General features: G+C 61.8%; 19 protein-coding genes. 14 read left to right on the top strand and 5 right to left on the bottom strand.

Annotation, left to right across the window (positions count from 1 at the left end):
• Window positions 1–195: 195 nt before the first annotated feature.
• Window positions 196–1,017, top strand: coding sequence for a glycosyltransferase family 2 protein (locus AC07VV_RS00190; protein WP_495034764.1), 822 nt, complete (start codon window positions 196–198; stop codon window positions 1,015–1,017).
• Window positions 1,018–1,345: 328 nt separating this feature from the next.
• Here AC07VV_RS00190 and AC07VV_RS00185 read toward each other — a convergent pair whose 3' ends face one another.
• The 5 genes from AC07VV_RS00185 to AC07VV_RS00165 all read right to left on the bottom strand — a co-directional run bounded on the left by AC07VV_RS00185 (window position 1,346) and on the right by AC07VV_RS00165 (window position 7,963).
• Complete coding sequence (locus AC07VV_RS00185) at window positions 1,346–1,930, bottom strand: hypothetical protein (protein WP_495034763.1); 585 nt, start codon at window positions 1,928–1,930, stop codon at window positions 1,346–1,348.
• Window positions 1,931–2,036: 106 nt separating this feature from the next.
• Entirely contained in the window at window positions 2,037–3,104 is a 1,068-nt protein-coding gene (locus AC07VV_RS00180) for a lipocalin-like domain-containing protein (protein ID WP_495034762.1), read from the bottom strand.
• Window positions 3,094–5,565 carry an FtsX-like permease family protein gene (locus AC07VV_RS00175; RefSeq protein ID WP_495034761.1) on the bottom strand — a complete coding sequence of 824 codons (2,472 nt, stop codon included), beginning with the start codon at window positions 5,563–5,565 and terminating at the stop codon, window positions 3,094–3,096. Before AC07VV_RS00175 ends, AC07VV_RS00180 begins: the two co-directional genes overlap by 11 nt.
• Entirely contained in the window at window positions 5,562–6,215 is a 654-nt protein-coding gene (locus AC07VV_RS00170; RefSeq protein ID WP_273535249.1) for an ABC transporter ATP-binding protein, read from the bottom strand. The genes AC07VV_RS00175 and AC07VV_RS00170 overlap by 4 nt, the downstream gene beginning before the upstream one ends.
• Before the next feature lie 50 nt (window positions 6,216–6,265).
• The gene (locus AC07VV_RS00165) at window positions 6,266–7,963 is read right to left on the bottom strand and encodes a sulfatase-like hydrolase/transferase (RefSeq protein WP_495034760.1); all 1,698 of its coding nucleotides are present in this window, start codon (window positions 7,961–7,963) and stop codon (window positions 6,266–6,268) included.
• Between the two features lie 391 nt (window positions 7,964–8,354).
• Between AC07VV_RS00165 and AC07VV_RS00160 the strand changes: the two genes are divergently transcribed.
• Genes AC07VV_RS00160 through AC07VV_RS00100 form a run of 13 tightly spaced genes read left to right on the top strand, consistent with a single transcriptional unit; the run spans window position 8,355 to window position 23,609 of the window.
• Window positions 8,355–9,707: a UDP-glucose dehydrogenase family protein gene (locus AC07VV_RS00160; RefSeq protein WP_495034759.1), complete on the top strand. Its 1,353-nt coding sequence runs from the start codon at window positions 8,355–8,357 to the stop codon at window positions 9,705–9,707.
• On the top strand, window positions 9,704–10,741 hold the full coding sequence (locus tag AC07VV_RS00155) for an NAD-dependent epimerase (RefSeq protein WP_495034758.1): 1,038 nt from the start codon (window positions 9,704–9,706) through the stop codon (window positions 10,739–10,741). The genes AC07VV_RS00160 and AC07VV_RS00155 overlap by 4 nt, the downstream gene beginning before the upstream one ends.
• 18 nt (window positions 10,742–10,759) lie before the next feature.
• Window positions 10,760–11,506, top strand: a complete 747-nt coding sequence (locus tag AC07VV_RS00150; protein ID WP_096821353.1) for a sugar transferase — start codon at window positions 10,760–10,762, stop codon at window positions 11,504–11,506.
• Complete coding sequence (locus AC07VV_RS00145; RefSeq protein WP_096821352.1) at window positions 11,506–12,153, top strand: CpsD/CapB family tyrosine-protein kinase; 648 nt, start codon at window positions 11,506–11,508, stop codon at window positions 12,151–12,153. Before AC07VV_RS00150 ends, AC07VV_RS00145 begins: the two co-directional genes overlap by 1 nt.
• Before the next feature lie 21 nt (window positions 12,154–12,174).
• Window positions 12,175–13,200, top strand: coding sequence for a polysaccharide biosynthesis/export family protein (locus tag AC07VV_RS00140; protein ID WP_495034757.1), 1,026 nt, complete (start codon window positions 12,175–12,177; stop codon window positions 13,198–13,200).
• Window positions 13,201–13,217: 17 nt separating this feature from the next.
• On the top strand, window positions 13,218–14,810 hold the full coding sequence (locus AC07VV_RS00135; protein WP_495034756.1) for a GumC family protein: 1,593 nt from the start codon (window positions 13,218–13,220) through the stop codon (window positions 14,808–14,810).
• Window positions 14,807–15,901: a glycosyltransferase family 4 protein gene (locus tag AC07VV_RS00130; protein ID WP_493066704.1), complete on the top strand. Its 1,095-nt coding sequence runs from the start codon at window positions 14,807–14,809 to the stop codon at window positions 15,899–15,901. The genes AC07VV_RS00135 and AC07VV_RS00130 overlap by 4 nt, the downstream gene beginning before the upstream one ends.
• Window positions 15,898–17,268 carry an O-antigen ligase family protein gene (locus tag AC07VV_RS00125; protein ID WP_495034755.1) on the top strand — a complete coding sequence of 457 codons (1,371 nt, stop codon included), beginning with the start codon at window positions 15,898–15,900 and terminating at the stop codon, window positions 17,266–17,268. Before AC07VV_RS00130 ends, AC07VV_RS00125 begins: the two co-directional genes overlap by 4 nt.
• On the top strand, window positions 17,265–18,233 hold the full coding sequence (locus AC07VV_RS00120) for a glycosyltransferase (protein WP_495034754.1): 969 nt from the start codon (window positions 17,265–17,267) through the stop codon (window positions 18,231–18,233). Before AC07VV_RS00125 ends, AC07VV_RS00120 begins: the two co-directional genes overlap by 4 nt.
• Entirely contained in the window at window positions 18,226–19,362 is a 1,137-nt protein-coding gene (locus tag AC07VV_RS00115) for a glycosyltransferase (protein WP_495034753.1), read from the top strand. Before AC07VV_RS00120 ends, AC07VV_RS00115 begins: the two co-directional genes overlap by 8 nt.
• Window positions 19,363–19,375: 13 nt before the next feature.
• Window positions 19,376–20,377: a polysaccharide deacetylase family protein gene (locus tag AC07VV_RS00110; RefSeq protein ID WP_495034752.1), complete on the top strand. Its 1,002-nt coding sequence runs from the start codon at window positions 19,376–19,378 to the stop codon at window positions 20,375–20,377.
• A complete protein-coding gene (locus AC07VV_RS00105; RefSeq protein ID WP_495034751.1) occupies window positions 20,374–21,693 on the top strand; it encodes a lipopolysaccharide biosynthesis protein in 1,320 nt (439 codons plus the stop codon). Before AC07VV_RS00110 ends, AC07VV_RS00105 begins: the two co-directional genes overlap by 4 nt.
• Window positions 21,690–23,609 (top strand): hypothetical protein, encoded by a 1,920-nt coding sequence (locus AC07VV_RS00100; protein ID WP_495034750.1) that lies wholly within the window; start codon window positions 21,690–21,692, stop codon window positions 23,607–23,609. Before AC07VV_RS00105 ends, AC07VV_RS00100 begins: the two co-directional genes overlap by 4 nt.
• The last annotated feature ends 63 nt before the right edge of the window (window positions 23,610–23,672 follow it).

Genomic DNA, 23,672 nt, shown 5'->3' with positions numbered 1-23,672 from the left:
CGCATCTTACCGTGGAAAGTCGCCGTGTGCGCGGCCTGCGCTTGCGTCGCACGTCGTAACAAGTCGACTGACGCCGACCGTTCAAAAATTAAGCTTGAACTAAGGTTGCGTCCCTACCATCCGGGCCACGAAGCAGCGCGGTGCGAGCGTTGCTCACCGCACACAAAGCCATTCATTTCGATGTGAGCCTGGATCATGAGAGAGTTTGATTTCCCCTCGGCACAACAGCCCGCGTTCAGTCTTGTATTGGTCAATTACAAAACCCCGGAAATAACCCGGATGTGCCTGGAGTTTCTCCAGCAATACGTCAAGGATCATCAGATTCCGGTGTGGGTGGTGGACAACGATTCTGCGGACGAAAGTCTGACTTACTTGCGTTCCCTTGACTGGATCAACTTGATCGAGCGCCCCTCGCCGGGTAAGGAACCCGGACATATTGCTCATGGCAAGGCACTTGATCTGGCACTTGCGAAAGTTGAAACCGATTACCTGTTTCTGCTGCACACCGACACTTTCGTGTTCGACAGCACTGTCTTTTCAATGATGATCAACGAGTGTATGCAATCTTTGGATACAGCAGCAGTCGGTTGTGTCGAACAGCTTGATCGGGGTGTTCTAAGAGACACCTGGCGCTTGTCTTCGCGTTATTTCAAACACTATTTCCGGCGGGCAAAACTTCAGTTGGGCCTGCGTTCCCGGGAGCCAAAACCCTACCGGGAAACCCACCTGAAAAGCTTCTGCACCTTGTGGAATGCACGATTGATCAAGGCGCACGGGCTGCATTTTTCGATGGACGACCGGGTCCCGGGATACACGCTGCAGGATCGATTAAGCAGCCTCGGCTACGGCATCAGATTTCTTTCGCCGCGGACGATCTTCCGCTACCTGGATCACATCCAGGCAGGCACCGTGGCCGCCGCCGGTGGCTACGCCAAGAACCACCGCCGCACCACCATGTACCAGCAAACACTCAAGCGTATTCACATGCAGCAAGGTATGCGACCTGCCAAATCCTGAGGACAATAAAAAAGGGCGACTTCACAGTCGCCCTTTTTTTATCTGAATTCTTTAGCCATCTCTCCGGAGGAGGTGTTCGCCCAGTGTAATGGCCTGGCAATCCATGCACCGGTAAAGAGCCCTGACACTGGGCGAACGGGAGGGATTTTAATGGAAGTTGGCAGATATGTCGTGCTACTTGAACATGAATTTTATGTACTAAAAAGTTAACGGGTATTGATCATCGATATTTCCCGACAAACTTTCAGAATTATCCGGCTCGAACATTTCATATGACTGTTCTCATACAACTACTTGTACAAGAACAGTCACGCTGTAGAGTTAATACTCAGCTTTCATGTTCACTGGTCACTTTTAATACATCAGTGTAAGTGACCACAACGCTCTGCCCGATTTTCAGATCTTTGAGCTTGGCTTGGATTTCAGGCTTCTCGACGTTGAGGGTTTTCGATTGGCCCGAAGGGTTTTCCAGAGTGACCTGGTTTTTCTTCAAATCAATTTTGGTGATTTTCAGTTGCACCTGAACCTGACGGAACGCCTCGCCACCGGGGTTGCTGCTGCCCACGGCGTTGCGCAGCTCACCGGTACGCTCGGTGGAGCCAGGCAGACCTTTATCCACGTCGGTGTCCAGGAAAGCGGCGATCGAATGTGTAACCTGGATGTCGACTTTGTCGCCAACCTTCAGGTTGCCGAGGTTTTTCGCCTTGTCGCTGAGCTGAATGTGCACCTGGCGACCTTCCGCGCCTTCAAGGACAACCTGATGATTGGCCGGGTCGACCGCCAATACTTTGGTGGTGACCTGGTCGGCCTCGACCGCTGCGGACAGTGGAATGTCGGCGGCCAATGCCGTGAGGCTGGTGGCGGACAGGACAGTGGCAAGTGCGATGGCGTGCGTCAGTGCTTGGAGCTTCATAAGCGGTACTTTCCCTGTGATGAATGGCAGCACACGGCGTATTCAGTGCCGTGCGTGCCAAGGAGCATAGACGCTGAATCGGCCGCTGCTCCTCGCACAGGGCGAATCAGTACCCCGTCATCTCCAGATAACCCTGCCCGCCCTGACTGCCGCTCAAGCGCACCGGCCCTTCCCAGTAAGGAATGCGCAGCCCCATCCAGGCGCTGGGGTTGATTGCATCGAGGGTGATCTGCAGATTCTTTTCCGGAATCCCGATCGACCAACGCACCGGCATCGAACGGCCAGCAACCTTCGCAGTGTCCTGCGGGGTCAGTTTGATCTGGTCGGCGTGCAGCGTTTCAGTCTGGCCATCGGCGCTAATCCAGGTGCCGGTCAAGTACGGCGCGCCTTCCTTCTGGCGCATGCGGTAGAGCATGACGTGCGCGCCGTCGTCCAGATGCAGGGAGAACCAGTCCCAACCGGTCTGGTTGGCGGTCAGCGGTTGGCTGCTCCATTCGCGGTCGAGCCAGGCCGGGCCGTTGACGGTGTAGGTGTTGCCGTCGATTTGCAGGGTGCCGCTGGCCTGGAAAAACGGCTGGCTGTAGTAATACGACGCCTGGCCTTGTTCGGATTTCTGACTGAAGCCGTGATCGCCTTGCAACACCAGCGGGCGGCTGGAGGTCAGGCGCAGTTGGTAACTGAAGTTTTTGTCCTTTGCGCTGAGCTGCATGTCGCCCAGTGGATCACTCGCCTGACTGACGAAACGCCAGTCATCGATCCACGCCTCGAATGGCGCGGCATGCACCCCGGCCTGCCCGACGCCGCCACGGGCATAACGCTCGGCGGCGTGATGGACATTGACCGATGTCACCGCCGCATGCCCGAGCCAGATCGTTTGATTGGCCCAACCCGGTTGTTCCGGCGAGGCGTTCAGGGCGCTGCGAAACAAGGTCCACTGCACGCCGAAATCATTGCCTTGGGCATCCTTGAGATTGGCCGTCACATACCACCACTCGATGCGAAAACCGTCATGGGCGCCGTGATCCGCCGGAAAGCTGAACACCCGCCCCGGCACCACCGGTGTGAAGGCCTGCGCCTGGGCGCCCATCCCGGCGAAGCCTTTCTGCTCCGGTGCCGGGTTGTCGCAACCACTGAGCATCAGCGCCAGAAACACCACGACGAAGCTAATCCTCATGGGCAAATGTCCTCAGCAGATCCGCCGGTTGCGTGCGGTACAGCGAATACAGCGGCCACGCCGAGGCCAGCAACGTCGCCAGCAGCGCCAGCCCGGTCAACTGCAACAACTGCCACGGAAACACCCGCAACGGCAAACGCCAGCCAAAAGCCTGAACGTTGATCACCGCATCCAGACACCACGCCAACCCGATGCCCAACGGCAATGCCAGCACCAGCGTCAGCACCGCCAGCAGCCAGGTCTGGCCGAGATTGAGCAGCATCAATTGTCGTCGCGTCACCCCCAAGGCCCACAGTGGTGCCAGTTGGCCGAGGCGACTCTGGCTCTGGGTCAGCAGGCTGATGAACAGCGCCACCCCGGCGACGGCGAGCGTCAGGCTGTTGAGCGCGGCCGTCGCGGCGAAGGTTCGCTCAAAAACCTGCACCGACCAGCCCTTGAGCCGCGCCTGATCGACGATGCGGCTGTCGTCGAGCTGGAAACGCGCCTGCAAGGCGCTCAGCAGCGCGGGGATTTTTGGCGGTTCGATGCGCAGGTTGAAACGGTTTGGCGTCAGTTGCGGCCAGCTGCGCAGCAGGTGATTGCTGTTGACCAGCACATGCCCCTTGGGATTGCCGTAGTCGGCGTAGATCCCGACGATGCGCGGCGACCACGGCAGGCCCGGCGTGGGAATCGTCAGGTGATCGCCCGGCCGCACCTTGAGCCGGCGGGCGAGTTGTTCGCTGAGCATCACCGCATCGTCGGTGGCCAGCGCAGCCCACGGATCGTCGCCCCGGGCTTCGAGCAGCGGCCAGTGCTGGCGATAGTGCGGATGATCAATGATGCCGAACACCTCCGTCGGCCAGCCTTGCAGCGTCACCGACACCTGCCAGTTGGGCAGGACCGCCGCGACGCTCGGTTGCTGTTTCAGCCAGCTGTAGAGCTCGCGGGCCTGGGCCGGATTGCTCGGGTTCAGATACAGCTCAGCGGTGAGACGTTGTTCGAGCCAGTCGTTGAAGGTCTGGCGAAAACCGGCGGTCATGCTGCCGGCGCCGATGTTTGCCGCCATCGCCAACAGCAGCGCCATCAACGCCAGACTCAGCGCCGGCAATTGCTGTCGGCAGTCGGCGAGAAACCACTGCCCCAGCACCGAGCGACTGCGCCCGAGCAAACCGTTCAACAGCCCACTGAGCACCACCGGCAACGCCAGCGCCGCGCCGAGCAGCAACCCCGCCATCAACACAAAACCACTGGCCAGACTGTTGCCCAACAGCAGCGCGATCAACGCAATCGCGGTAAACACCCCGGCCACCCAGCCCTGCCGGCGCAACCAGCGCGCATGCTGTTCATGCCAGGCTTGCGGATCGGCCACAGCCAGCAACGGCAGACGCGCCGCCCGCAGCAGACTGTTGGCCCCGGCCAGCAACGCGCCGAGCAGGCTCAAGCCGATACCGCTCAACCACCACCAAGAACTCAGGCGCAACTGCCCCGCCACTTCCGCGCCGTACAACCCGCGCAGGCTGGCGGCGACATCCGGCAACAGCACGCTCGCCAGCCAGTAACCGCTGACGACGCCGAACAAGCCGCCGATCAACGCCAGTGCACCGAGTTCGACGATCAGGCAAGTGATCAGCATCCGCGCGCTGACACCGCAGGCGCGCAACGTGCGCAACAGCCCACGGCGCTGTTCCAGTGCGAGGCCGATGGCGGCGTGCACGATGAACAGGCCGACGACAAACGAGAGAAATCCCAGGGCATCAAGGTTGAGGTGAAAGCTCTCGGTCAGCCGCGCCAGATTGTTTTCTTCACCGCTGCTCTTGAGCTGCAACTGGCCTTTGAACGCCGCCGGCACTTCGGCGGGAAAATCCTTGGGCAACAGCAGCCGCGACAGTTGATCGGGTTGTTCGAGCAAGCGCTGAGCGACGCCAATGTCTACCAACAGCACACCGGGAGCCATGTCCGTTTGCGCCCTCAACGGCGGCAATGTCTGGCCGGTTTCGGTTTGTGGTGTCGCGCCCTCGGAGAGGTTCAGCGCCTGCAAGGTCTCGGGTGAAATCCAGGTACTGCCCGGCGGGCTGAAGAATTCGACGATGCGCTCGATCGGCATCACCTGCCCCGCCACCGCACTGCCGGCCGGCAGCGACACCGGTTCGATACCCATCAACTGCAAGCGCTGGGATTCGTGACTCTTGAGGATCAAGCGACCCTGCAATACTGGCGATACTGGCCAGCCCTGACGACGCAGATCGACAAACCATTGCTGGGAAAACGTCGCGCCGTTCGGTGTGCTCAGGCTGGCCTGGGGTTCGCCGCCGATCATCTGGCTGGCGCGGGCGTAACTGTCCCGCGCCTGACTGTTGAGCGCTTCGACACCAGTCAACAGGCTGGTGGCCAGCCACAGTCCGGTCAACACGCTGAAAAACTGCACCGGATGTCGCCGCCAGTGGCTGAGCAACGCGATCAACGTTTGCCGAAAAACCCTCACGTCAGACGACCGCTGGACAGCACCACTCGCTCCGCCAGTCGCGCCGCCACGCGCTGACTGTGCGTGACCATCAGCAAGGTGGTCGGTGTGTCGTCGAGCAATTCCAGCAGCAGGCGCAGGACCTCGTCGCTGGTCGCCTCATCGAGGCTGCCGGTGGGTTCATCCGCCAGCAACAGCTTGGGCCGCGACGCCAACGCCCGGCCGAGCGCGACCCGTTGCTGCTGGCCGCCGGAGAGTTGTTCAGGATAACGCTTGAGCAGATCGCCCAGACCCAGACGCTGCACCAGATGATTCTGCCAGCGCGGGTCATGGCGCCCGGCGAGTCGCGCCTGAAACGCCAGGTTGTCCTCGATCCGCAGGCTGCCAATCAGGTTGTACTGCTGGAACACCAGACCGATTTCAGTACGGCGCCAGTTGGCCAGTTGCGCCTCGTTCATGGCGTCGAGTCGATGTTCACCGCTATGGATGCTGCCGCTGTCGACTTTATCCAGGCCGGCGATCAGGTGCAGCAGCGTGCTTTTGCCGCTGCCCGACTCGCCCATCAGCGCCAGACTGCTGCCGGGTTTGAGCGTCAAGTCGATGCCTTGCAAAACGGGCAACGGGCCTTGAGGGGTGAGATAGCTCTTGAAGACGTTTTGAACCTGCAGCATGCCGCCATCCGATCGATCCGTGTGGGGCAAGGATAGCGGATGGCGCAGGGTTACTGTCCGGCTGCAACGCTGGTCGGCGCCTCTCCCGGCGTGACGATGCTGTTCAGGTCGATGTGTTTCCACTCGGGCTTGGCCCCCAACCGCGCGTTGAAGCGGTAGTTGAAGGTGAAATCATCCGCCGTCGGCACGCTCAGCGGTTTGCCGTAGACCGACTCGATCCCCGTCAGGTCATAACCCATCAACTGCAACAGGGTCGGGAAGATGTTGTAGTGACTGGAGCGATCCTTGTTCGCCGCCAGTTGCGCCGACCAGTCGAGCGTGTGCAATTGATCGCCCTGAATCACCACCAGCGGCACCAATCCCTCTTCTTCCACCGGGTCGCCGCCGCAATGGGTGTTGAGCCCCGGGTTGCCGCGCTCGTGCAGATCCTGGCCGTGGTCCGAGGTATAGATCAGCAGCGCGTTGTTCAGGTTGGCCTGGGCAAACACCCGCGAGAAAAACTCGCCGACATTCCACAGCACGGTGTTCTTGTAGGCGTTGCGGTACAGCACCCAGTCATCCGGCTGGCCGTTGAAACCGTCGCGCTTGCCGGTGTCGGCGACTTCCGTGAATTGACCGCGTGGCAAGGTCGGGCGGTAGGCCATGAAGGCGTCCGGGTATTTGTCGTGCACGGGGAAATGCGCGCCGACCTTGTTGATCACCACCAGCTCCGGTTTGTCGTCGTTGAGCAATTCGATCAGCTTGGCAGCGGCAGCCATGTCGCGGTCGCGCACGCTGGTCTGGTCGAATTGCACGAACTCGTCGATGTCCTTTTTCTCGGTGTCGGTCATCAGGTTCTGCAGGTTGCCGCCGGTGCGCTGGGCGTCGATGTAGACGGTGCGCAGGCCGGCCTTTTTGGCGTACTGCCAGATCGACGGCAGCGTGGTGTTGATGCGCATGTAATCGGCGCGGGTGCCGCCGTAGCGCAGGGTGACGTTGGTGTCGGCGCTGCAATTGGCGATGGACGCCGCATAGCCGTAGTTGAAAATGTCGACGCCCGGAGGCGCTTGCTTGAGGTTGCTGTGCACGCCGAACGGCGCGTTGATATCCAGGTAGTTGCCGGAAATGCTTTCGTCGATGATCAGCACGATGTCGTGGCCCACCGCAGGGCCGTTACGCGCCAGGGTTACCGACTCACGCGGGCCGACGGTGTTGTGCAATGCCTCGTAGCCGAACAGATTGAGGTAGGCCAGCGGCGTGTACATGATCGGCAACCCGCGCGCGCCCTCCCCGGCCCGCACGAACAACACCGCACTCAGCAGCAGTACGCCGCACAACGGCGCCGCGATCCGCCAGGCATTTGGCACGGGGATCGAATGCCGTGGCTTGAGGCCGATGCCGACCAACAGCAGCAGGCCATTGAGCGCCCCGTGGACGATCGCGTCCCGGTACTGGTAGGCCGCTTCCTGGATGAAACCGCCGGAATACACCAGCGAGACGAAGCTGCTGTACGTCAGGTAATCGGCGGTGACCCGGGTATAAACATCAAAAAACACCGCCGAAACAAACATCGTTAATGCGAACAAGTGCCGAATGAAAGTCTGACGTATATAGGCCGTTAGTAATAATGCGAAAGTCAGCGCCAAAAACATCGCGCCAAAAAGAAGTACTGCCGGGCCGATACCCATGGCGTTTAAACGCTCAAGGTAATATTCGGAATAAAGCAGTAGATAAATAATTAAAAGCAGTTCTTTCAAATATCGAAACATGGCGATTCCGGGGCGCTTGCGACGGGGCATGGTCAATCGCTTGTCGGCCATTTTCTGACACTAGCAGCGGGCCATCAAAGCGCAAGAACTGTCGGACTTTGGCCAAAAGCGTCAAAAAAACATTGACTCAAAACTGACACACCCAAGTCGTTACAGGCCTTGTATTTTGTGGCCTACGACCGTTTATCGTTTTCTTTGAAATGTGAAAAACATGTCAAGGACGGGACAAATCCAGATACAGCAAGTACTTGATGGCCAATCGCCCCCAGAATTGGGGGTGTTATACACCTGCAACATGTCATTTTGCTGACATGCTTTCCCCACGCTGCGCTATACCCCTTTTGACAGTTCCAATTCGATCTTCCTCCACCGTCTTACGAGGCACGCCAATATGGACGTGAGCGTATTTGGTACGGGCTATGTTGGCCTGATTCAAGCTGCGGCACTCGCCGATGTCGGACATCGTGTGTTGTGCGTCGATATTGACCCGAACAAGATTAAACAACTGCAACAGGCTGTACCGCCTATTAGCGAACCGGGTCTATCGGCAACTTTGGAAGAAAACATCAAGGCCGGGCGTCTGCTGTTCACCACCCAGGCCAGCGATGCCGTAGAACACGCCGAGTTGATCTTCATTGCGGTGGGCACTCCGGCTGACGAGGACGGTTCCGCCGACCTGAGTCACGTGCTCAATGTGGCGCGGCAGATCGCAAGCTTCATGGAGGCCGATCGCACGCTGATCATCAAATCCACGGTGCCGGTCGGCACGGCGGACCAGGTGCTGAAAACCGCCAACGACGAATTGCACCGGCGCGGCAAAAGCGGCCTGAACGTGCGGATCGTGTCCAACCCCGAATTCCTCAAGGAGGGCAGCGCCCTCGCCGACTGCATGCGCCCCGACCGGATCATCGTCGGCACTCAGGACGATGAGGCACGGGCGCAGATGAGCGAGTTGTACGCGCCGTTCTGCCGCAACCACGAAAAACTGATGTTCATGGACAACCGCAGCGCCGAACTGACCAAGTACGCGGCCAACGCAATGCTCGCCACCCGTATCAGCTTCATGAACGAGCTGGCCAACCTCACCGAACTGCTGGGCGCCGACATCGAAGCGGTGCGCAAGGGTATCGGTTCCGACCCGCGCATCGGCTATCACTTCATCTACCCCGGCTGCGGCTTCGGTGGCTCGTGCTTTCCCAAGGATCTGCGCGCCCTGCTGCACACCGCCGAGCACAACGGCATGCCGCTGAAACTGCTGCGCAGTGTCACCGACGTCAACGACACCCAGCGGCACATCCTGTTCAGCAAACTCAAGGCGCAATTCCCGCAAGGTCTGGCCGGCAAGTCGATTGCTGTCTGGGGTCTGGCGTTCAAGCCGAACACCGATGACATGCGCGAAGCCCCCAGCCGCTATCTGATGGACGCGCTGTGGGCCGAAGGCGCCAGCGTCCAGGCCTACGATCCGGAAGCGATGTCCGAGTGCCGGCGCATTTACGGATACCGCGATGACCTGCACCTGTGCGCCACCCGCGACGACACCCTGGAAGACGCCGACGCACTGGTGATCTGCACCGAGTGGAAGAACTTTCGCGTGGTGGACTTCGAGTTGCTGGCCGACAAGCTGCGCTCGAAAGTAATCATCGACGGACGCAACCTCTACAACCCCGAACAAGTGGCGGCCGCCGGTCTGCACTACAGCGGCATCGGTTTGCGGCACATCTCGCCTGACGGGTTGCGCTCATGAAAATCCTCGTCACCGGTGCGGCCGGGTTCATTGGTGCCCATTGCGTGCTGCGACTGTTGCGCGACGGGCATCAGGTGGTTGGCCTCGACAACTTCAACGGCTACTACGACCCGCAGCTCAAACTGGATCGCGTGCAATGGGTGCGCGATCAGGTCGGTGATTTCCAGATCGCCCGGGTTGACCTCGCCGATGCCGCCGCCGTCGACGCCCTCTTCGTCCGTGAATGCCCGCAAGTGGTGATCCACCTCGCGGCGCAGGCCGGGGTGCGTTACTCGCTGGAAAATCCACGGGCCTACATGGACAGCAATCTCAGTGGCTTCCTGAACATTCTGGAGTGCTGCCGGCATCACCCGGTCGAACACTTGATCTACGCCTCGTCGAGTTCGGTGTACGGCGCCAACCAGCACATCCCGTATTCGGTGCATGACGGCGTCAATCACCCGCTGTCGCTGTACGCCGCGACCAAGAAAGCCAACGAACTGATGGCCCACAGCTACAGCCACCTGTTCGGGATTCCCTGCACCGGGCTGCGCTTTTTCACGGTGTACGGGCCATGGGGCCGGCCGGACATGTCGCCGATCCAGTTCGCCCGCGCCATCACCGAAGGCACGCCTCTGAAGCTGTTCAACTACGGTCGGCACCAGCGTGATTTCACCTACATCGACGACATTGTCGAAAGCATCGCGCGCCTCACCGACCACCCGCCACACAACCATCCGGAATGGGACCGCGAGCACCCCGACGCGGGCAGCAGCATGGCCCCGTGGTGCCTGTTCAACATTGGAGGCCACCATCCGGTGGAACTGAAAACCTACCTGGCGCTGATGGAAAAGCACCTCGGTCAGAAAGCCGTGGTCGAGCTCTTGCCCCTGCAACCGGGCGACGTGCTCAACACCTGTGCCGACACCGATGATCTGGCCCAGGCCACCGGGTTCCAGCCCCGGATCGAGCTGGATGAAGGACTGGGGCGTTTCATCGCCTGGTATCGCGACTACTACCCCACGGCCTATCGCCCACGCGCCGCTCGCGGCTGACCATCAGCGGAGGACTGCATGACTGGACATGAGAAAGGTGTACCGATCCAACAATTGGTTCGAGACAAACGCATGGATCCGGAACAGCGAATGCGCCTCGACGCGGCGATCCATCGCCAGGGCCAGGGCTGGGTGACCGGTCGCGAGGGCGGCCGGCCGTGGCAATTGTCCCGCACCAATCGGGTGGTGGCGTGCTTCGGCGCGCTGGTCATTCTGGTAATGATTTCCCCACTGCTGATCGGTCTGGCGCTCGCCATCAAGTTCACCAGCAAAGGCCCGGTGATGTTCGTGCAGAAACGCACCGGCTACCGCGGCCGCAAGTTCGGCATGTTCAAGTTCCGCACCATGGTCGCCAACGCCGAAGAGCTGAAAGAGTCGCTGCGCCACCTCAACAAGCACGGTGCCGACGCCATTGATTTCAAGATCGACAAGGACCCGCGCATCACCCGGATCGGCGGTTTCCTGCGGCGCACCAGCCTCGACGAACTGCCCAACCTGATCAACGTGGTGACCGGCGACATGCGCCTGGTCGGCCCTCGCCCGACCTCGTTCAACGCCTACCGTTACAAGGACAGTCACCTCGCGCGCCTGGCGATCTACCCCGGCATGACCGGCCTGTGGCAGATCTCCGGACGCAGCAACATCGACTTCGACCAGCGCGTTGAGTTGGACCTCAGCTACATCGCCGAGCAGAGCCTTTTGCTTGATCTGAAGATTCTGTTGAAAACCCCTTTCAAAGTATTCAGCGGCCACGGAGCAAGCTAATGGACGGTTCAACCAACAAAAGCCTGAGCATTGCCAGCCCCAGCGAGTCGAACCTGACCTCGACCGTGCTGGACCTGGATCTGCGGATCCTGTTCCTGACCGCCGCCAACCCCGGTGCCGGCACGACCACCAGCGCGCTGGCCCTGGCCAGTCAACTGGCGCAGATGAGCAGCGGCCTGGTGCTCTACGTCGATGCCAGCCAGTCGGCCGGTAACCTCACCCAGCAACTGAGCCTGAGCAAGGAGCGCGGCCTGCGCGACTTGCTGTTCAACCCAGATAGCCCGCCGCTGTTGCAGGACTGCGTGGTGCAGGTGTCGAGCCTGCCGTTCCACGTGCTGCCCAACGGCCGGCCGATCCGCACCATGGAGCACCTGACCGCCGAGCGTCTGAGCCCGTTGCTCGACCAGTTGGGCAGCCAGTACCGCTTCGTGGTGATCGACGGCGATGCGGTGTATTCGGCCGCCGACACCCTGGTCATCAGCACTCAGGTCGACGGCGTGGTGTTCGTGGTACGTGCCGAGGACACCCGCTGGGAAGTCGCCCAGGCCGCGGTGCAACGGCTGACCCAGGCCGGGGCGAAAGTGGTGGGCAGCGTGTTCAACCGGCGCAAGTACTACATGCCCAAATGGCTCTACAAAAACCTGTAAGCAAACGCGAGGGATGACGCCATGAACGCCAAGATACTGGTTCTGCTGATGCTGCCGCTTGCAGGTTGCTCCAGCAACTCGGAAACCCAGACCATGCCGGTGAATATCCTCACCGCCCCGCCGGCCAACGCCCAGGCCACCGACATGCCCAAGGTCGAACAGACCTTGCGCCCGCAGGATGTGCTGGATGTGATCTTCCACATCAGCACCAGCGGCTCGGACGCCTACCGCGTGCAGTCGGGTGACCAGATCGGCCTGAACTTCACCGCCGCCAGCCAGCTCAACGGCAACCAGCTGGTGTTGCCGGACGGCACCATCGAACTGCCGGGCGCCAACACCTCGGTGAAAATCGCCGGGCTGACCAGTGACGAAGCACGCCAGGAAATCCAGCGCGCCTACCAGCGCAAGCAGCTGTTCCAGCCCAATCGCAATCAGCTGACCGTGCAGATCATCAGCCCGTTGACCAACGAGCAGAACCTGAAAAGCGCCCTCAACCACCCGGCCACCGGCATGAGCCGCGAGATCACCGTGGGCACCGACGGCTACGCGAGCTTCCCCGAAATCGGCGCCGTGCCGCTGCAAGGCATGACCGTCAATCAACTGGAAACCTTCCTCAACAAACGCTACGCGCAACTGCCGGGACGGATGACCGTGGACGTGCTGCTCAAGTCCACCGCCGGCAACGAGATCTATGTGCTGGGTGAAGTCGGCCAGCCCGGCTCCTACCCGATCCGTCGGCCGGTCTCGGTGCTTGAAGCGCTGACCCTGGCCCGTGGCACCAACGTCAAGGCGCGCCTGGATTCCGTGGTGATCATGCGCCGCAACGGCAATCAGGTGCAGGCCGTGCGTTACGACGTCGAGAAGGCGCTGTCCGGCGATGCCTCGCAGATCGCCTACCTGCAACCGGACGACATGCTCTACGTGCCGAAAACCAAACTGGCCAGCGCCGGCGAACTCGCAAGGCAACTGGCCGATGTGGTGCTGTTCCAGGGCGTGGGCTTCAGCTTCGGCTATCGCGTCGACAACAAAGGCAGCAACAACAACTGACTCTCGGGTGACCTGACATGAATCCAAAGGAAAACTACCTGCATGAGTTCTTCAGGATCTTCTTCGCCAACAAGCAACTGGTGAAGCGTGTCTTCCTGATCTTTGCAGTGATTGCGCTGGTGCTGCCGCTGGTGCTCAAACAGAGCTTCGATATCACCGCCCAGGTGATCGTGCAGTCGAAAAAACTCTCCCAGGGCGACGCCACCACGTCGCTGACCGTGGACAACGCCACGTTCATTCCGCCGTCGCTGGCGGACATGGAAACCGAGAGCAACATCCTGCGTTCGCCGGCGCTGATCCGTCAGACCATCAGTGAACTGCGGGACAAGGGTGAGTACACCCCGTCGCCCGGCGTCTTCGCCCGGCTGATCGGCGAGCCGTTCAAGCGCTACATCACCTCGCCGCTGCGCCAGTACCTGATCAACCCGCTGCGCAACCTGCTGGGCCTTGAAACCGATCCGGTGCGCGACACCGCCCTCGATGCGCTGACGCAACAGGCCATCGACAGCCTGAAGATCGAGACCCTGCCCGGCTCCAACGTGATCTCGATCGTCTACAGCTTCCCCGATCCGCATCAAGGCACGACGTTCGTTTCCGCCCTGCTGCAAAACTATCTGGTGAGCCGTCAGGCGCTGCAATCGATCGACCTGCCGCAGTCGTTCTACGAATCGAAAAAACACCTGTATCAGGTGCGCCTCGATGGCCTGGAAGGCAACCGGCAAGCGTTGCTGGAAAGTGTCGGCGCGTCCGATCCGAAGGAAGAAATCACCTTCCGCCTGAACGCGATCAACACCGAAGAACAGGCGCTGAACCTGTATCAGGATCGCCTGCTGCAAAGCCAACGCTGGCTGGAATACCTGAAAACCAGCCTGGCCGCCGCCAGCAACAACAAACTCAACGACTACACCTTCCCCTACACCTTCACCACCACCGTCGACAACGTGGCGTTCGAGGACAGGGAAGTCAAACAACTGGGCGAACAACTGACCACCCAGGTCAGCCGCTACATGAACGATCTGGCAGTGTTCCAGCCGGGCAGCGAGCCGATGCTGCTGACTCGCGAGCAGATCGCCCGGACTCGCCAACAGTTCCTCAAAATCGTCAGCAACCGCATTCAGGAGCGCACCAACGACCTGGCCGTGGTCCAGCAGGTGATCGATCAGAAAACCGCGCGCATCGCCGACTTCAAGGCGCGGATCCACGAGTTGCAGCAGACCCAGAGCAAGCTGCGGCAGATGGATACCGAAATCGACGCCCTGCACGCCGCGTTCTCGACCTACGCCCAACGTTTTGCCGAAAGCAGCACCACCCGTTCGCTGAACGACGACCTGTCCAACGCCCGGGTCCTGAGCCCTCCGTTCGAACCGACCGAAGCGGCGTTCCCCAAACCGCTGCTGATCATTCCGTTCGGCCTGTTCACCGGTCTGCTGCTGGCGATTGCTTTGGTCTACGTGCGTGAGTTCTTCGATCACCGCTTCAAACACCCGGCGCAAATCAGCCACGAGCTGGGCCTGCCGGTGCTGCTGGTGATCAACGACCAGAGCACTCAGCCGGGTAATCCGCACAAGAACTGGACCGTGCCAAGCTTCGTGCACTGGGTGCGCAATTGAGCACCCCGTCCTCCCCGAACGCCGCCCTGCCGATCATTCATTTACTCAGCAGTGGCGGCTTCTATGGGGCCGAGCGGATGTTGCTGGATCATTGCCTGGCGACACCGGGGCAGCATCAGGTGCTGTTTCTCGATGCGCCGCCGGAACTGATCGAGCGCTTTCGCGCGGCGGGCGTCGATGCCCAAGGTTGCGCCGGGCTCGGCGCCTTACTGGGGCATTTGCGCCAGCGCCGGGCCGAGCGTCCGTTGATCAACACCCACAATTTCAAGGGCCTGTTGTTCGGCTGGGTAGGTGCCACGCTGTTGCGTCTACCACTGGTGATCACTCAACACGGCTTTACCCCGCGCAGCCGCAAGCAGAAGTTCTACACCTGGCTGAGCCTGCAACTGTGCCGCACCGCCTCGGTGGATCGAGTGGTGTGCGTGGCCGAGAGCATTGCGGTGCTGCACCGTCAGGCAAGCGTCCGCGCAGAAAAGCTGCAAGTGATCCCCAACGGTCTGCCGGCAGCTGTCGCTGAACGGATGCCGGAGGTCGATCATCAGCGCTGGCTCGCCGGGTACGTCGGCCGACTGAGCAGCGAGAAAGGTCCGGATCTGTTTCTCGATGCACTGATCCCGCTGTGTCATCAACATCCGCAACTCGACGCGGTAATGCTCGGTGACGGCCCGGAGCGCGAGGCACTTCAGGCGCGAATCGACGCCGCCGGGCTGCAACAGCGCATTCGTCTGCCGGGTTATCAGACCGACATGCGCCACTGGTGGCAGCAACTCGACGCGCTGGTGATCAGCTCGCGCACCGAGGGCACACCGATGATTCTGCTGGAGGCCATGCAGACCGGGGTGCCAGTGGTGGCATTCGCGGTCGGCGGGATTCCCGATGTGCTGGAAGACCGGCACAACGGCCTGCTGGCCGCGCCGGCCGACAGCAGCGCCCTCGCCCGCCAGCTCGACACGCTGCTGAGCCAACCCGCGCTGGCGCGCAAGCTGCGCGACAACGCCAAACGCACGCAACAGGACCGCTACGACCTCAAGGCCCTGGCCGAACGCTGGTCGCAGCTGTACATCCGCACGGCACGGGAGGCACGCGCATGATTTTCCCGCTCTCGATCGTCAGTCTGCTGGGTCTGGTCTGCATCGCTTTGCTGGCCAGCCCATGGCCCTATCTGGCGCCGGGCGCGGTGCTCGGTCTGGTGGGGTTCGCGGTGCTTTACCGCAAGCCGACCTGGGGGCTGCTCGGCATCGCTGCGCTGGTGCCGTTCGAGGGTTTCTTCAAGGACAGTTCGCTGTCCGGCAGCAAGCTCATCGGCGCGTCATTGGCGGTGATCCTGATGCTGCAACTGGCGATGCACCAGATTCCTTCGGAACGCCTGCGCAGCAACATCTGGCGTTACCTGATCTGGTTCATGGTCCTGTACTTCCTGAGCCTGCTGAACACCGATGACCTGGGCATGTCGCTGGGGCATTTGCGCGAACTCAGCGTCGGCCTGATTCTGTTCGTCATCACGTTGTTGATCGGCCGCGAGCTTAACCTCGACCTGTTCGCCCGGCTGGTGACCCTGAGCGTCAGCGCCACTTGCGCCATGGCCATGTTCTCGACCAAATTCCAGGATCAGGGCCGCGCCGCCGGCCTGCTCGAAGACCCGAACGCCTTCGCCCTGCTGATCGCATTCGCCGTGCCGCTGGGCCTATTGCTGGTGATTCGCGGCCCGAACCTGCTGCACCGGCTGTTCTGGGGCGCGTGCTGCCTGCTGTTGCTCGGCGGCATGACCAAGACCGAATCCCGCTCCGGGCTGGTGGTGCTGGCGTTGAGTCTGGTGATCGGTTGCTGGCACTACCGCGCGCAACTGTCGCGGATTCGTCCGCGTCACCTCGGATTCGCGATGCTCGGCCTGGCGATCGTGATTCCACTGGCAATCTATGCGATGCCCGCCGGCTACATCGCGCGCATCCAGTCGTTGAGCGTGCTGAGCGCCGGTGCCCGTGGCCACGATGATGAATCCCTCGGTCGCCGTGCCTCGTACATCGTGGTCGGCAGCCAGATGATCCGTGAGAATCCGCTGCTCGGTTCCGGCCCCGGCACCTTCCCCCTGCACTACGCCACCACCGGTTACGCCAAGGCGTTTTCCGCCAACCGCAAGATCGGCGACCTGTACCGCCGCGCCCACAACACCTACCTGGAAATCTTCAGCGAACTGGGGGTTCCCGCCGGCCTGCTGTTCGTCGGCATGCTCGGCCTGGGCCTGTACAACCTGATCCGCGCCCGTCGCGCCTGGATGCAACGACGGGACTGGAATCAAGCGGACTTGATGACTCACCTCGGCGTGAGCTTCCTGTCGCTGACCCTGTTCCTGATGTTTCTCAGTGCACCGAATCAGAAGTACGTGTGGATCATGCTCGCGCTGACCAGTGTCCTGCGCCTGAAAGCCGAGCAAGCACCGTTGACGGAGGCCCGGGCATGAGCCGGATCAGTGTTGTCATTCCGATGTTCAACGAGGCCCGGCACATTGGCCGCACCCTGCTGGCCGCGCAAAAAGCCGCCCACGCGGCGAGTGTCGAGTGCGAACTGATCGTGGTCGACAACGGCTCCAGCGATGACGGCCCACAGATTGCCCGCCAGTTCGGCGCACAGGTGCTGATCATGCCGGGCCTGCTGATCGGTGCCCTGCGCAATCGCGGCACCGCCATCGCCACCGGTGAATGGCTGGCGTTCATCGACGCCGATATCGAGATGCCTGAAGACTGGCTCACCGGCCTGTTCGCCCTCGAGGCCGAAAACCACGCCGATGTGTTCGGGCTGGACTTGCACACCCCCGCCGCCGCGCCGTGGTACGCGGTGGCCTGGCAACGCCGCACCCAACGGCCGATCACCCACGCCGCCCACGCCGTGGACTGGCTGCCCAGTGCCAACCTGCTGATGCGTCGGCGCTGGTTCGACAAGGTCGGCGGGTTCAACGAAACCCTGCGCACCGGCGAAGACAAAGAATTCACCCTGCGCCAGCGCGAACAGGGGGCGCGGCTGCTGTCGGTCAACGAAAGCGTGGCGCTGCACTGGGGCTACGAGATGAACTGGCGCGAATGGATGGGCAAGGAAATGTGGCGCCAGGGCAGTCACCTGCAACTGCTGCGCACCCACGGTTTCAGCCTGCGGTTGCTGCGTTTTCCGTTGCTGTCGCTGGCCGCGTGGCTGCTGGATCTGCTGGCGATTTCCGCGCTGCTCAACGGTTTCCCCCATCACGCCGCCGTCATGGTGACCATCACCACGATACCGGCGCTGGTGCTCAGCATCCGTCAGAGTCGCCAACAGCATGACCTCGGTCTGACCCTGCAATTGTGGGGGCTGCATTGGGTGCGCCTGCACCTGGCCGGTGCCGCGTTCATTCTCAGTCTGTGTCATTGGAATGCCAGGAGGCCTGCCCGTGGCTGAGTTCATTTTCTGGATGTGCCTGCTGCTGCCGGTGTACGCCTATGTCGGCTACCCGTTGCTGCTGACGCTGCTGGCGCCGCTGTTCCCGGCGTGGCGACACAGCCCGGCGCCGCCGCTGAACATCAGCATCGTGATCGCCGCGCACAACGAGGCGCGGCATATCGAACACAAGCTGCGTTCGCTTCTTTCCCAGGATTATCAGCCGGCCACCCTGCAAATCATCCTGGCCAGCGATGGTTCCACCGACGACACCGTGGCCTGCGCGCACAAGGTCGTCGACCCGCGAATCACCGTGCTCGACCTGCCGCGTCAGGGCAAAGCCGCGACGCTCAATGCCGGTGCGGCGCTGGCCACGGGGGACATTCTGGTGTTCACCGACGCCGACAACCAATGGTCACGGGAAACCCTCGGCTACCTGCTCGCGCCTTTGAGCGATCCGCAGGTCGGCGCCTGCGCCGGGCACATGGTGATCCCGGTCACCGGCGGCGGCTTGAGTGTCGGCGACAGCCTGTACCGACATTACGAAGGCTGGCTGCGACGGGTCGAGAACCGCACCGGTTGCATGGTCTCGGCCGATGGCGCGTTGCTCGCCCTGCGCCGGGAACTGTTCGAGGACGTGCCGGCGGAGGTCAACGACGACTTCTTCATCAGCACCTGCGCCCCGGTGAAGTTCAAACGCATCGTTTACGTGCCCGAAGCGCAGGTGATCGACCACGGCGTCGATGAAGCGGACAAACAGTTCCGCCGGCGCCAGCGCGTCACCGTCGGCGGCTTGCAAAGCCTGGCCCAGCGCAGCGAACTGCTCAATCCGCTCAAGCACGGGCTGTATTCGATTGCGTTGATCAGCCACAAATTGATCCGGCGTCTGGCACCGATTCTTTTACTGCCGTTGCTGCTGAGCAATTTCTGGCTGTGGGACGACCACGGTTTCTATCGCCTGAGCCTGATCGCGCAACTGCTGGGTTACGCCATCGCGATTGCCGGCCTGCTGGATTCGCAACACCGCTTACCCAAACCGTTCCGCCTTGCGGCATTCCTGCTGGTGACACTGGCCGGCATGAGCATCGGCCTGTGGCAGTTCCTGCGCGGCCAGCGTTACGCCCAGTGGAACCCTGACCAAAACCGTTGAGAGGGATAGAGCCATGGCGATCAAACAACTGATAAAACGCACCAGTGGCTGGCTCTATCTCAACTCGTCCGTGGGACGAAACCAGTTGCACGGCGCAGGCGTGATCCTGATGTTGCACCGGGTGCTGTCCAACGACCGCGCCGCCGACCTGCCGCATCGCAACGAACTGTGTGTCGGGCCGAAAGCCTTCGAGCATCTGCTGGTGTGGCTGCGCAAGCATTTCGATTGCGTGCCGCTGATGGAAATCCTCCAGCCCAACGCCCTGCGCAGCGAACGCCCGCAAGTGGCGCTGACCTTCGATGACGGCTGGCGCGACAACGCCGCCAACGCCTTCCCGCTGCTGCAGAAACATCAGGTGCCGGCGAGCATTTTTCTCTCCACCGACTTCATCGGCAGCCGCCAGCGCTTCTGGTGGGAAAGCATCGGTGAAACCCTGTGGGGCAGCCACGGTGAAAAACCGCGAATGCACCTGATCGACTGCTTGCAGGCGATTCACCACCCGCTGCCGGTGCTGATGGACGACATCGATGTGGATCGTCGCAGCCTGACGTTGCTGCACTACCTGCAAGGTTTGAAGAGTTCTGACCCTTTGATGCTCGAGCGCCTGACCGACGAGTGCCCGCCAGAGTCGCAGCCCCAGGCGCTGGACTGGCATCAGGTGCGCGCGATGGAAGCTTCGGGGCTGGTGCGTTTCGGCCCCCACGGTGCCAGTCACACGATCCTGACCCAACTCGACGACGTGCGCCTGAGCGAAGAAATCAGCCGCAGCCGCGCTGCCCTGAACAACGGCTGCAACCGGCCACTGCCGGTGTATTGCTACCCCAACGGCGACAACGACGCACGGGTGCGCGAACAGATTGCCAACCACGATTATCCGTTCGCCCTCGGCACCGGCACCGGGATCTATCGCGGCGCGGGTGATCCGCTGAATCTGCCACGCTTCGGAGTCAGCCAGCGCACCGCGCGCAACCCGGAACTGCTGTCGTGGCGGATCTTTCGCGGGGCGCGACCATGAGTCGAGGCAGTTACCTCAAGCACCTGGCGCTGAGCATGGGCACCAAACTGGCGATGATCGCCCTGCGCCTGCTGAGGAATGTGTTGCTGGCGCGAATCCTCGGCCCCAGTGAGCGCGGGCTGTTCGCACTGCTCAGCACCTTGCCCGACCTGATCAGCGCGGCCACCAGTGGCGGCTTGAATTCCGCTGTCGGCTATCAGGCCGCCAAGCAGCGGCCGATGGGGTTGTTGCTGGCTCAAGTGTTGGTGTTCGGTTGTCTGCTGGCGGGGCTGTTGACCTTACTGGTGGTCGCACTGGTGCGCGAGTTCGGCAGTGAACTGGACGTGACCGTGCAACTCGGCCTGTTGGCCTGGCTGTTGCTGCTGGCGGTGCCGTTGACCGTGCTCAAAAGCGGTTTGCTGACGTTGCACAATGCGTCCGGCGGCGTGGTCGCGTTCAACGCCTTGCGTCTGGTGGAATCCCTGGCACCGCTGTTGCTGTTTCTCGCACTGTTCTGGATGTGGAAGGAAGCGGCACTGGAAGCCGCGCTGATCAGTTGGCTGGCCGGGATCAGCCTGGTGGTGCTGGCCGGTTGGGTCTGGCTCAAGCGTGCGCAGCCGTTGCAGCTGCAATGGGATCGCGCCAGCCAGAACGAACTGCTGCGCTACAGCGCCCGCAGCCATCCGGACTTGCTGTTCCAACAAGTGATTCTGCGTTCCGATTACCTGTTCATCGGTGCCCTGCTCGGCAGCACCGCGCTCGGTCATTACGCGATGGCCAGCGCCGCCGCCGAACTGCTGCTGATCGTTCCGGAAGCGGTGACCACCCCGCTGATGAAACGCCTGCTGCAACAGGACGAAGGCATGGACAAAGTCACCCCGCTAGCCCTGCGCCTGACGGCCACGGTGATGCTCGGCGCCTGCCTGACCATGGCGGTGATCGGCGAGTGGTTGATCGTCACGTTGTTCGGTGTCGCCTACCAACCGGCGTATCCGGCACTGCTGGCGTTGCTGCCGGGCCTGCTGGGCCTGTGCTACGCGAGCATTCTGCGGCTCGACCTGCTGGGCAAGAATCGTCCCGGCACCGTGTCGTTGCTGATGGGCCTCGGTGCCCTGCTCAACCTGGCCCTGAACCTGGTGATGATCCCGGCTTACGGCATCGTCGGCGCAGCAGCCGCATCGTCGATTGCCTATCTGGCGGTGACCGTGGCGATGCTGGTGTTGTATTGCCGGTTGAGCGGCGTGCCGTTCTGGCAAACCCTGATCATCCTGCCCGCCGACATCGCTCCGATGTGGCTGATGTTGCAGCGTCGCTTTTTACAACGGAAATCCGCATGAAACGCCTGGCCCTGCTGCTCGGTCTCGGTCTGTCGCTGGACGCCTTCGCGGCGTCGATGCGCTGGGGCGACATTCGCGACGGCAGCCTGTACCTGCAAGCGGATCGCCCCGACACCGTGACCGTGCGCTGGGCGCCGGCGTGGCAGGCGGACGCCAACGAAGAGCACCTGTACCTGCTCGACGGCCAGGGCCAATTGCAGGGCAACCGCTTCATCAAGGCCAGCGAAACCCGTGGCAGCCAGAGCTGGCCGTTGGCGCCGGGCGCGGCGAGTTATCAACTGGAAATCCCCGGCTACAGCTTTCGCAATTACCGGGTCGAGCACGACGAAAACACCGTGGCGCTGTTCGCCCCGGCCAAGGTGCATTTCAGCGCTGAGACCCGTGACGGCGATGAGCTGTTTTTCAAGATTGCACCGGGTGAACACGCGGTGCTCGCCGGCAAATTCCACGGCGGCGTCAGCGCCCTGCAAGCGCAGCGGGTCGGCGACGGCCAACAGCTGTCGCTGGCGCTCAAACCGTATCGCGCCTATTGGCAATTCGATCAGGTCGCGTTACCGGTCAGCGATCGCGAGCAAATCTGGCGCCTGCGTCTGCAAGGCAGCGGCAAAGCAGCGTTCTGGCTCGATGGCACGGTCAATCTGTTCGCGCAGAATCCGCAGCAGCTCAAACCGCTGCGCGAAGACGAAGGCCAGACCCGCCTGACCCTGCACGACAAAGTCCTCGGCCGCACGCCGGACTTGGGCATCGCCCTGCCCTACGTGATGCCGCCGCCCGCCAGTCATGCGGCGCTCGATGCGCTGAAACCGACAGCCGCCAGTTACTACAGCTTCGTCGATGTGACGGCGAAAAAACCACAGTTCGAAGATGCGTTTCGTCAGGTCTATCAGGACCGATTCGGCATTCGCCAGGACATCACTTTGCTCGCCGGCAGCCAGCGTCAGGCCGACCTGCGCGCCGATGTGCAAAGCAACAACGGCCTCGATGCGTGGCTCGCGAGTACGCAGTTGCTTGGCGGCAAAGGCACGCACTACATCGGTTTTGCCGACGAGCCCAATCTCAACTATTCGAGCTACGAACAATACCGTTCGATCTTCACCAGCATGGCCCGGCAGGTGCGCAGCGATCCGGCCAACGCCCGGGCCGGCGTGCGCATCGCGATGCCGGCCAGTTCACGGCTGGTCAACGGCCCGTTCGCCGACAACGCGGCAAACAAACGCGGCATCGACTGGGCCCGGCGCCTGCTGGACGAATCCGCCGATCAGGTCGATGCACTGGCGTGGCACGAATGGATGATCCGCGACCTGCTCGCCACCCGCGTCTACCGCGACAGCGTGCGCCGCGCCGCCGATCTGGTCGGCCTGGACGCCAAGGGCCAGCCGCGCAAGGCCTTGCTGCTGGATCAGACCAATCTGTCCAGCGGCTCAAGCCTGAGCCCCTACGATCAGGAAACCCATTACACCTCGCTGTGGTGGGCCTCAGTGGTGATCAACGCCTCCCAGGACGGCTTGCTGACGATGCTCAACTGGTTCCAGGCCGCCGATGAGCCGGAATATCCCAAAGGCATGTTGCGCGTCTCGGCGGATGAACAACACTTCGAACTGAAACCGGTGGGCCTGGCCCAGCAGTTCATCCAGCAGCACTGGCTGCACAACGTGTTGTGGCTGGAAAACGATGCATTCGAAGTCGATGTGCTGGCGATGGCCGGCGATGATCAGCGCGGGTTGCTGGGCGTCAACAAAGGCACGCGGTTGCAGCGTGTCGATCTGGCGGGGGCCAAGTGCCCGTTGAACAATGGCGCCCTGCGCTACTTCGGCGCCGACAACCGCAGCCGCGACGCGCCCTTCCGCTGCCAGGACGGTCGTGTGCGTTTCGAGCTGCCGGGGCAAACCCTGTTTTCTCTGAGCTGGAACGCTTGATGAACCGTCCGTTGATGTTCCGCCGCGCAGGCCTGTGCCGCGCGATGACTCGTCATCAGGAGC

The sequence above is a fragment of the Pseudomonas sp. GW821-FHT02C04 genome (assembly GCF_059421845.1).
Note: the sequence above shows the minus strand (reverse complement) of the source record. Positions and strands in the feature narration are given on the sequence as shown.

Excerpts from the sequence above, each read along its gene's own strand:
- AC07VV_RS00190 (WP_495034764.1), top strand. The coding sequence starts at position 196 with ATGAGAGAGTTTGATTTCCCCTCGGCACAACAGCCCGCGTTCAGTCTT.
- AC07VV_RS00185 (WP_495034763.1), bottom strand. The coding sequence starts at position 1,930 with ATGAAGCTCCAAGCACTGACGCACGCCATCGCACTTGCCACTGTCCTG.
- AC07VV_RS00180 (WP_495034762.1), bottom strand. The coding sequence starts at position 3,104 with ATGAGGATTAGCTTCGTCGTGGTGTTTCTGGCGCTGATGCTCAGTGGT.
- AC07VV_RS00170 (WP_273535249.1), bottom strand. The coding sequence starts at position 6,215 with ATGCTGCAGGTTCAAAACGTCTTCAAGAGCTATCTCACCCCTCAAGGC.
- AC07VV_RS00165 (WP_495034760.1), bottom strand. The coding sequence starts at position 7,963 with ATGTTTCGATATTTGAAAGAACTGCTTTTAATTATTTATCTACTGCTT.
- AC07VV_RS00160 (WP_495034759.1), top strand. The coding sequence starts at position 8,355 with ATGGACGTGAGCGTATTTGGTACGGGCTATGTTGGCCTGATTCAAGCT.
- AC07VV_RS00155 (WP_495034758.1), top strand. The coding sequence starts at position 9,704 with ATGAAAATCCTCGTCACCGGTGCGGCCGGGTTCATTGGTGCCCATTGC.
- AC07VV_RS00150 (WP_096821353.1), top strand. The coding sequence starts at position 10,760 with ATGACTGGACATGAGAAAGGTGTACCGATCCAACAATTGGTTCGAGAC.
- AC07VV_RS00145 (WP_096821352.1), top strand. The coding sequence starts at position 11,506 with ATGGACGGTTCAACCAACAAAAGCCTGAGCATTGCCAGCCCCAGCGAG.
- AC07VV_RS00140 (WP_495034757.1), top strand. The coding sequence starts at position 12,175 with ATGAACGCCAAGATACTGGTTCTGCTGATGCTGCCGCTTGCAGGTTGC.
- AC07VV_RS00135 (WP_495034756.1), top strand. The coding sequence starts at position 13,218 with ATGAATCCAAAGGAAAACTACCTGCATGAGTTCTTCAGGATCTTCTTC.
- AC07VV_RS00125 (WP_495034755.1), top strand. The coding sequence starts at position 15,898 with ATGATTTTCCCGCTCTCGATCGTCAGTCTGCTGGGTCTGGTCTGCATC.
- AC07VV_RS00120 (WP_495034754.1), top strand. The coding sequence starts at position 17,265 with ATGAGCCGGATCAGTGTTGTCATTCCGATGTTCAACGAGGCCCGGCAC.
- AC07VV_RS00110 (WP_495034752.1), top strand. The coding sequence starts at position 19,376 with ATGGCGATCAAACAACTGATAAAACGCACCAGTGGCTGGCTCTATCTC.
- AC07VV_RS00105 (WP_495034751.1), top strand. The coding sequence starts at position 20,374 with ATGAGTCGAGGCAGTTACCTCAAGCACCTGGCGCTGAGCATGGGCACC.
- AC07VV_RS00100 (WP_495034750.1), top strand. The coding sequence starts at position 21,690 with ATGAAACGCCTGGCCCTGCTGCTCGGTCTCGGTCTGTCGCTGGACGCC.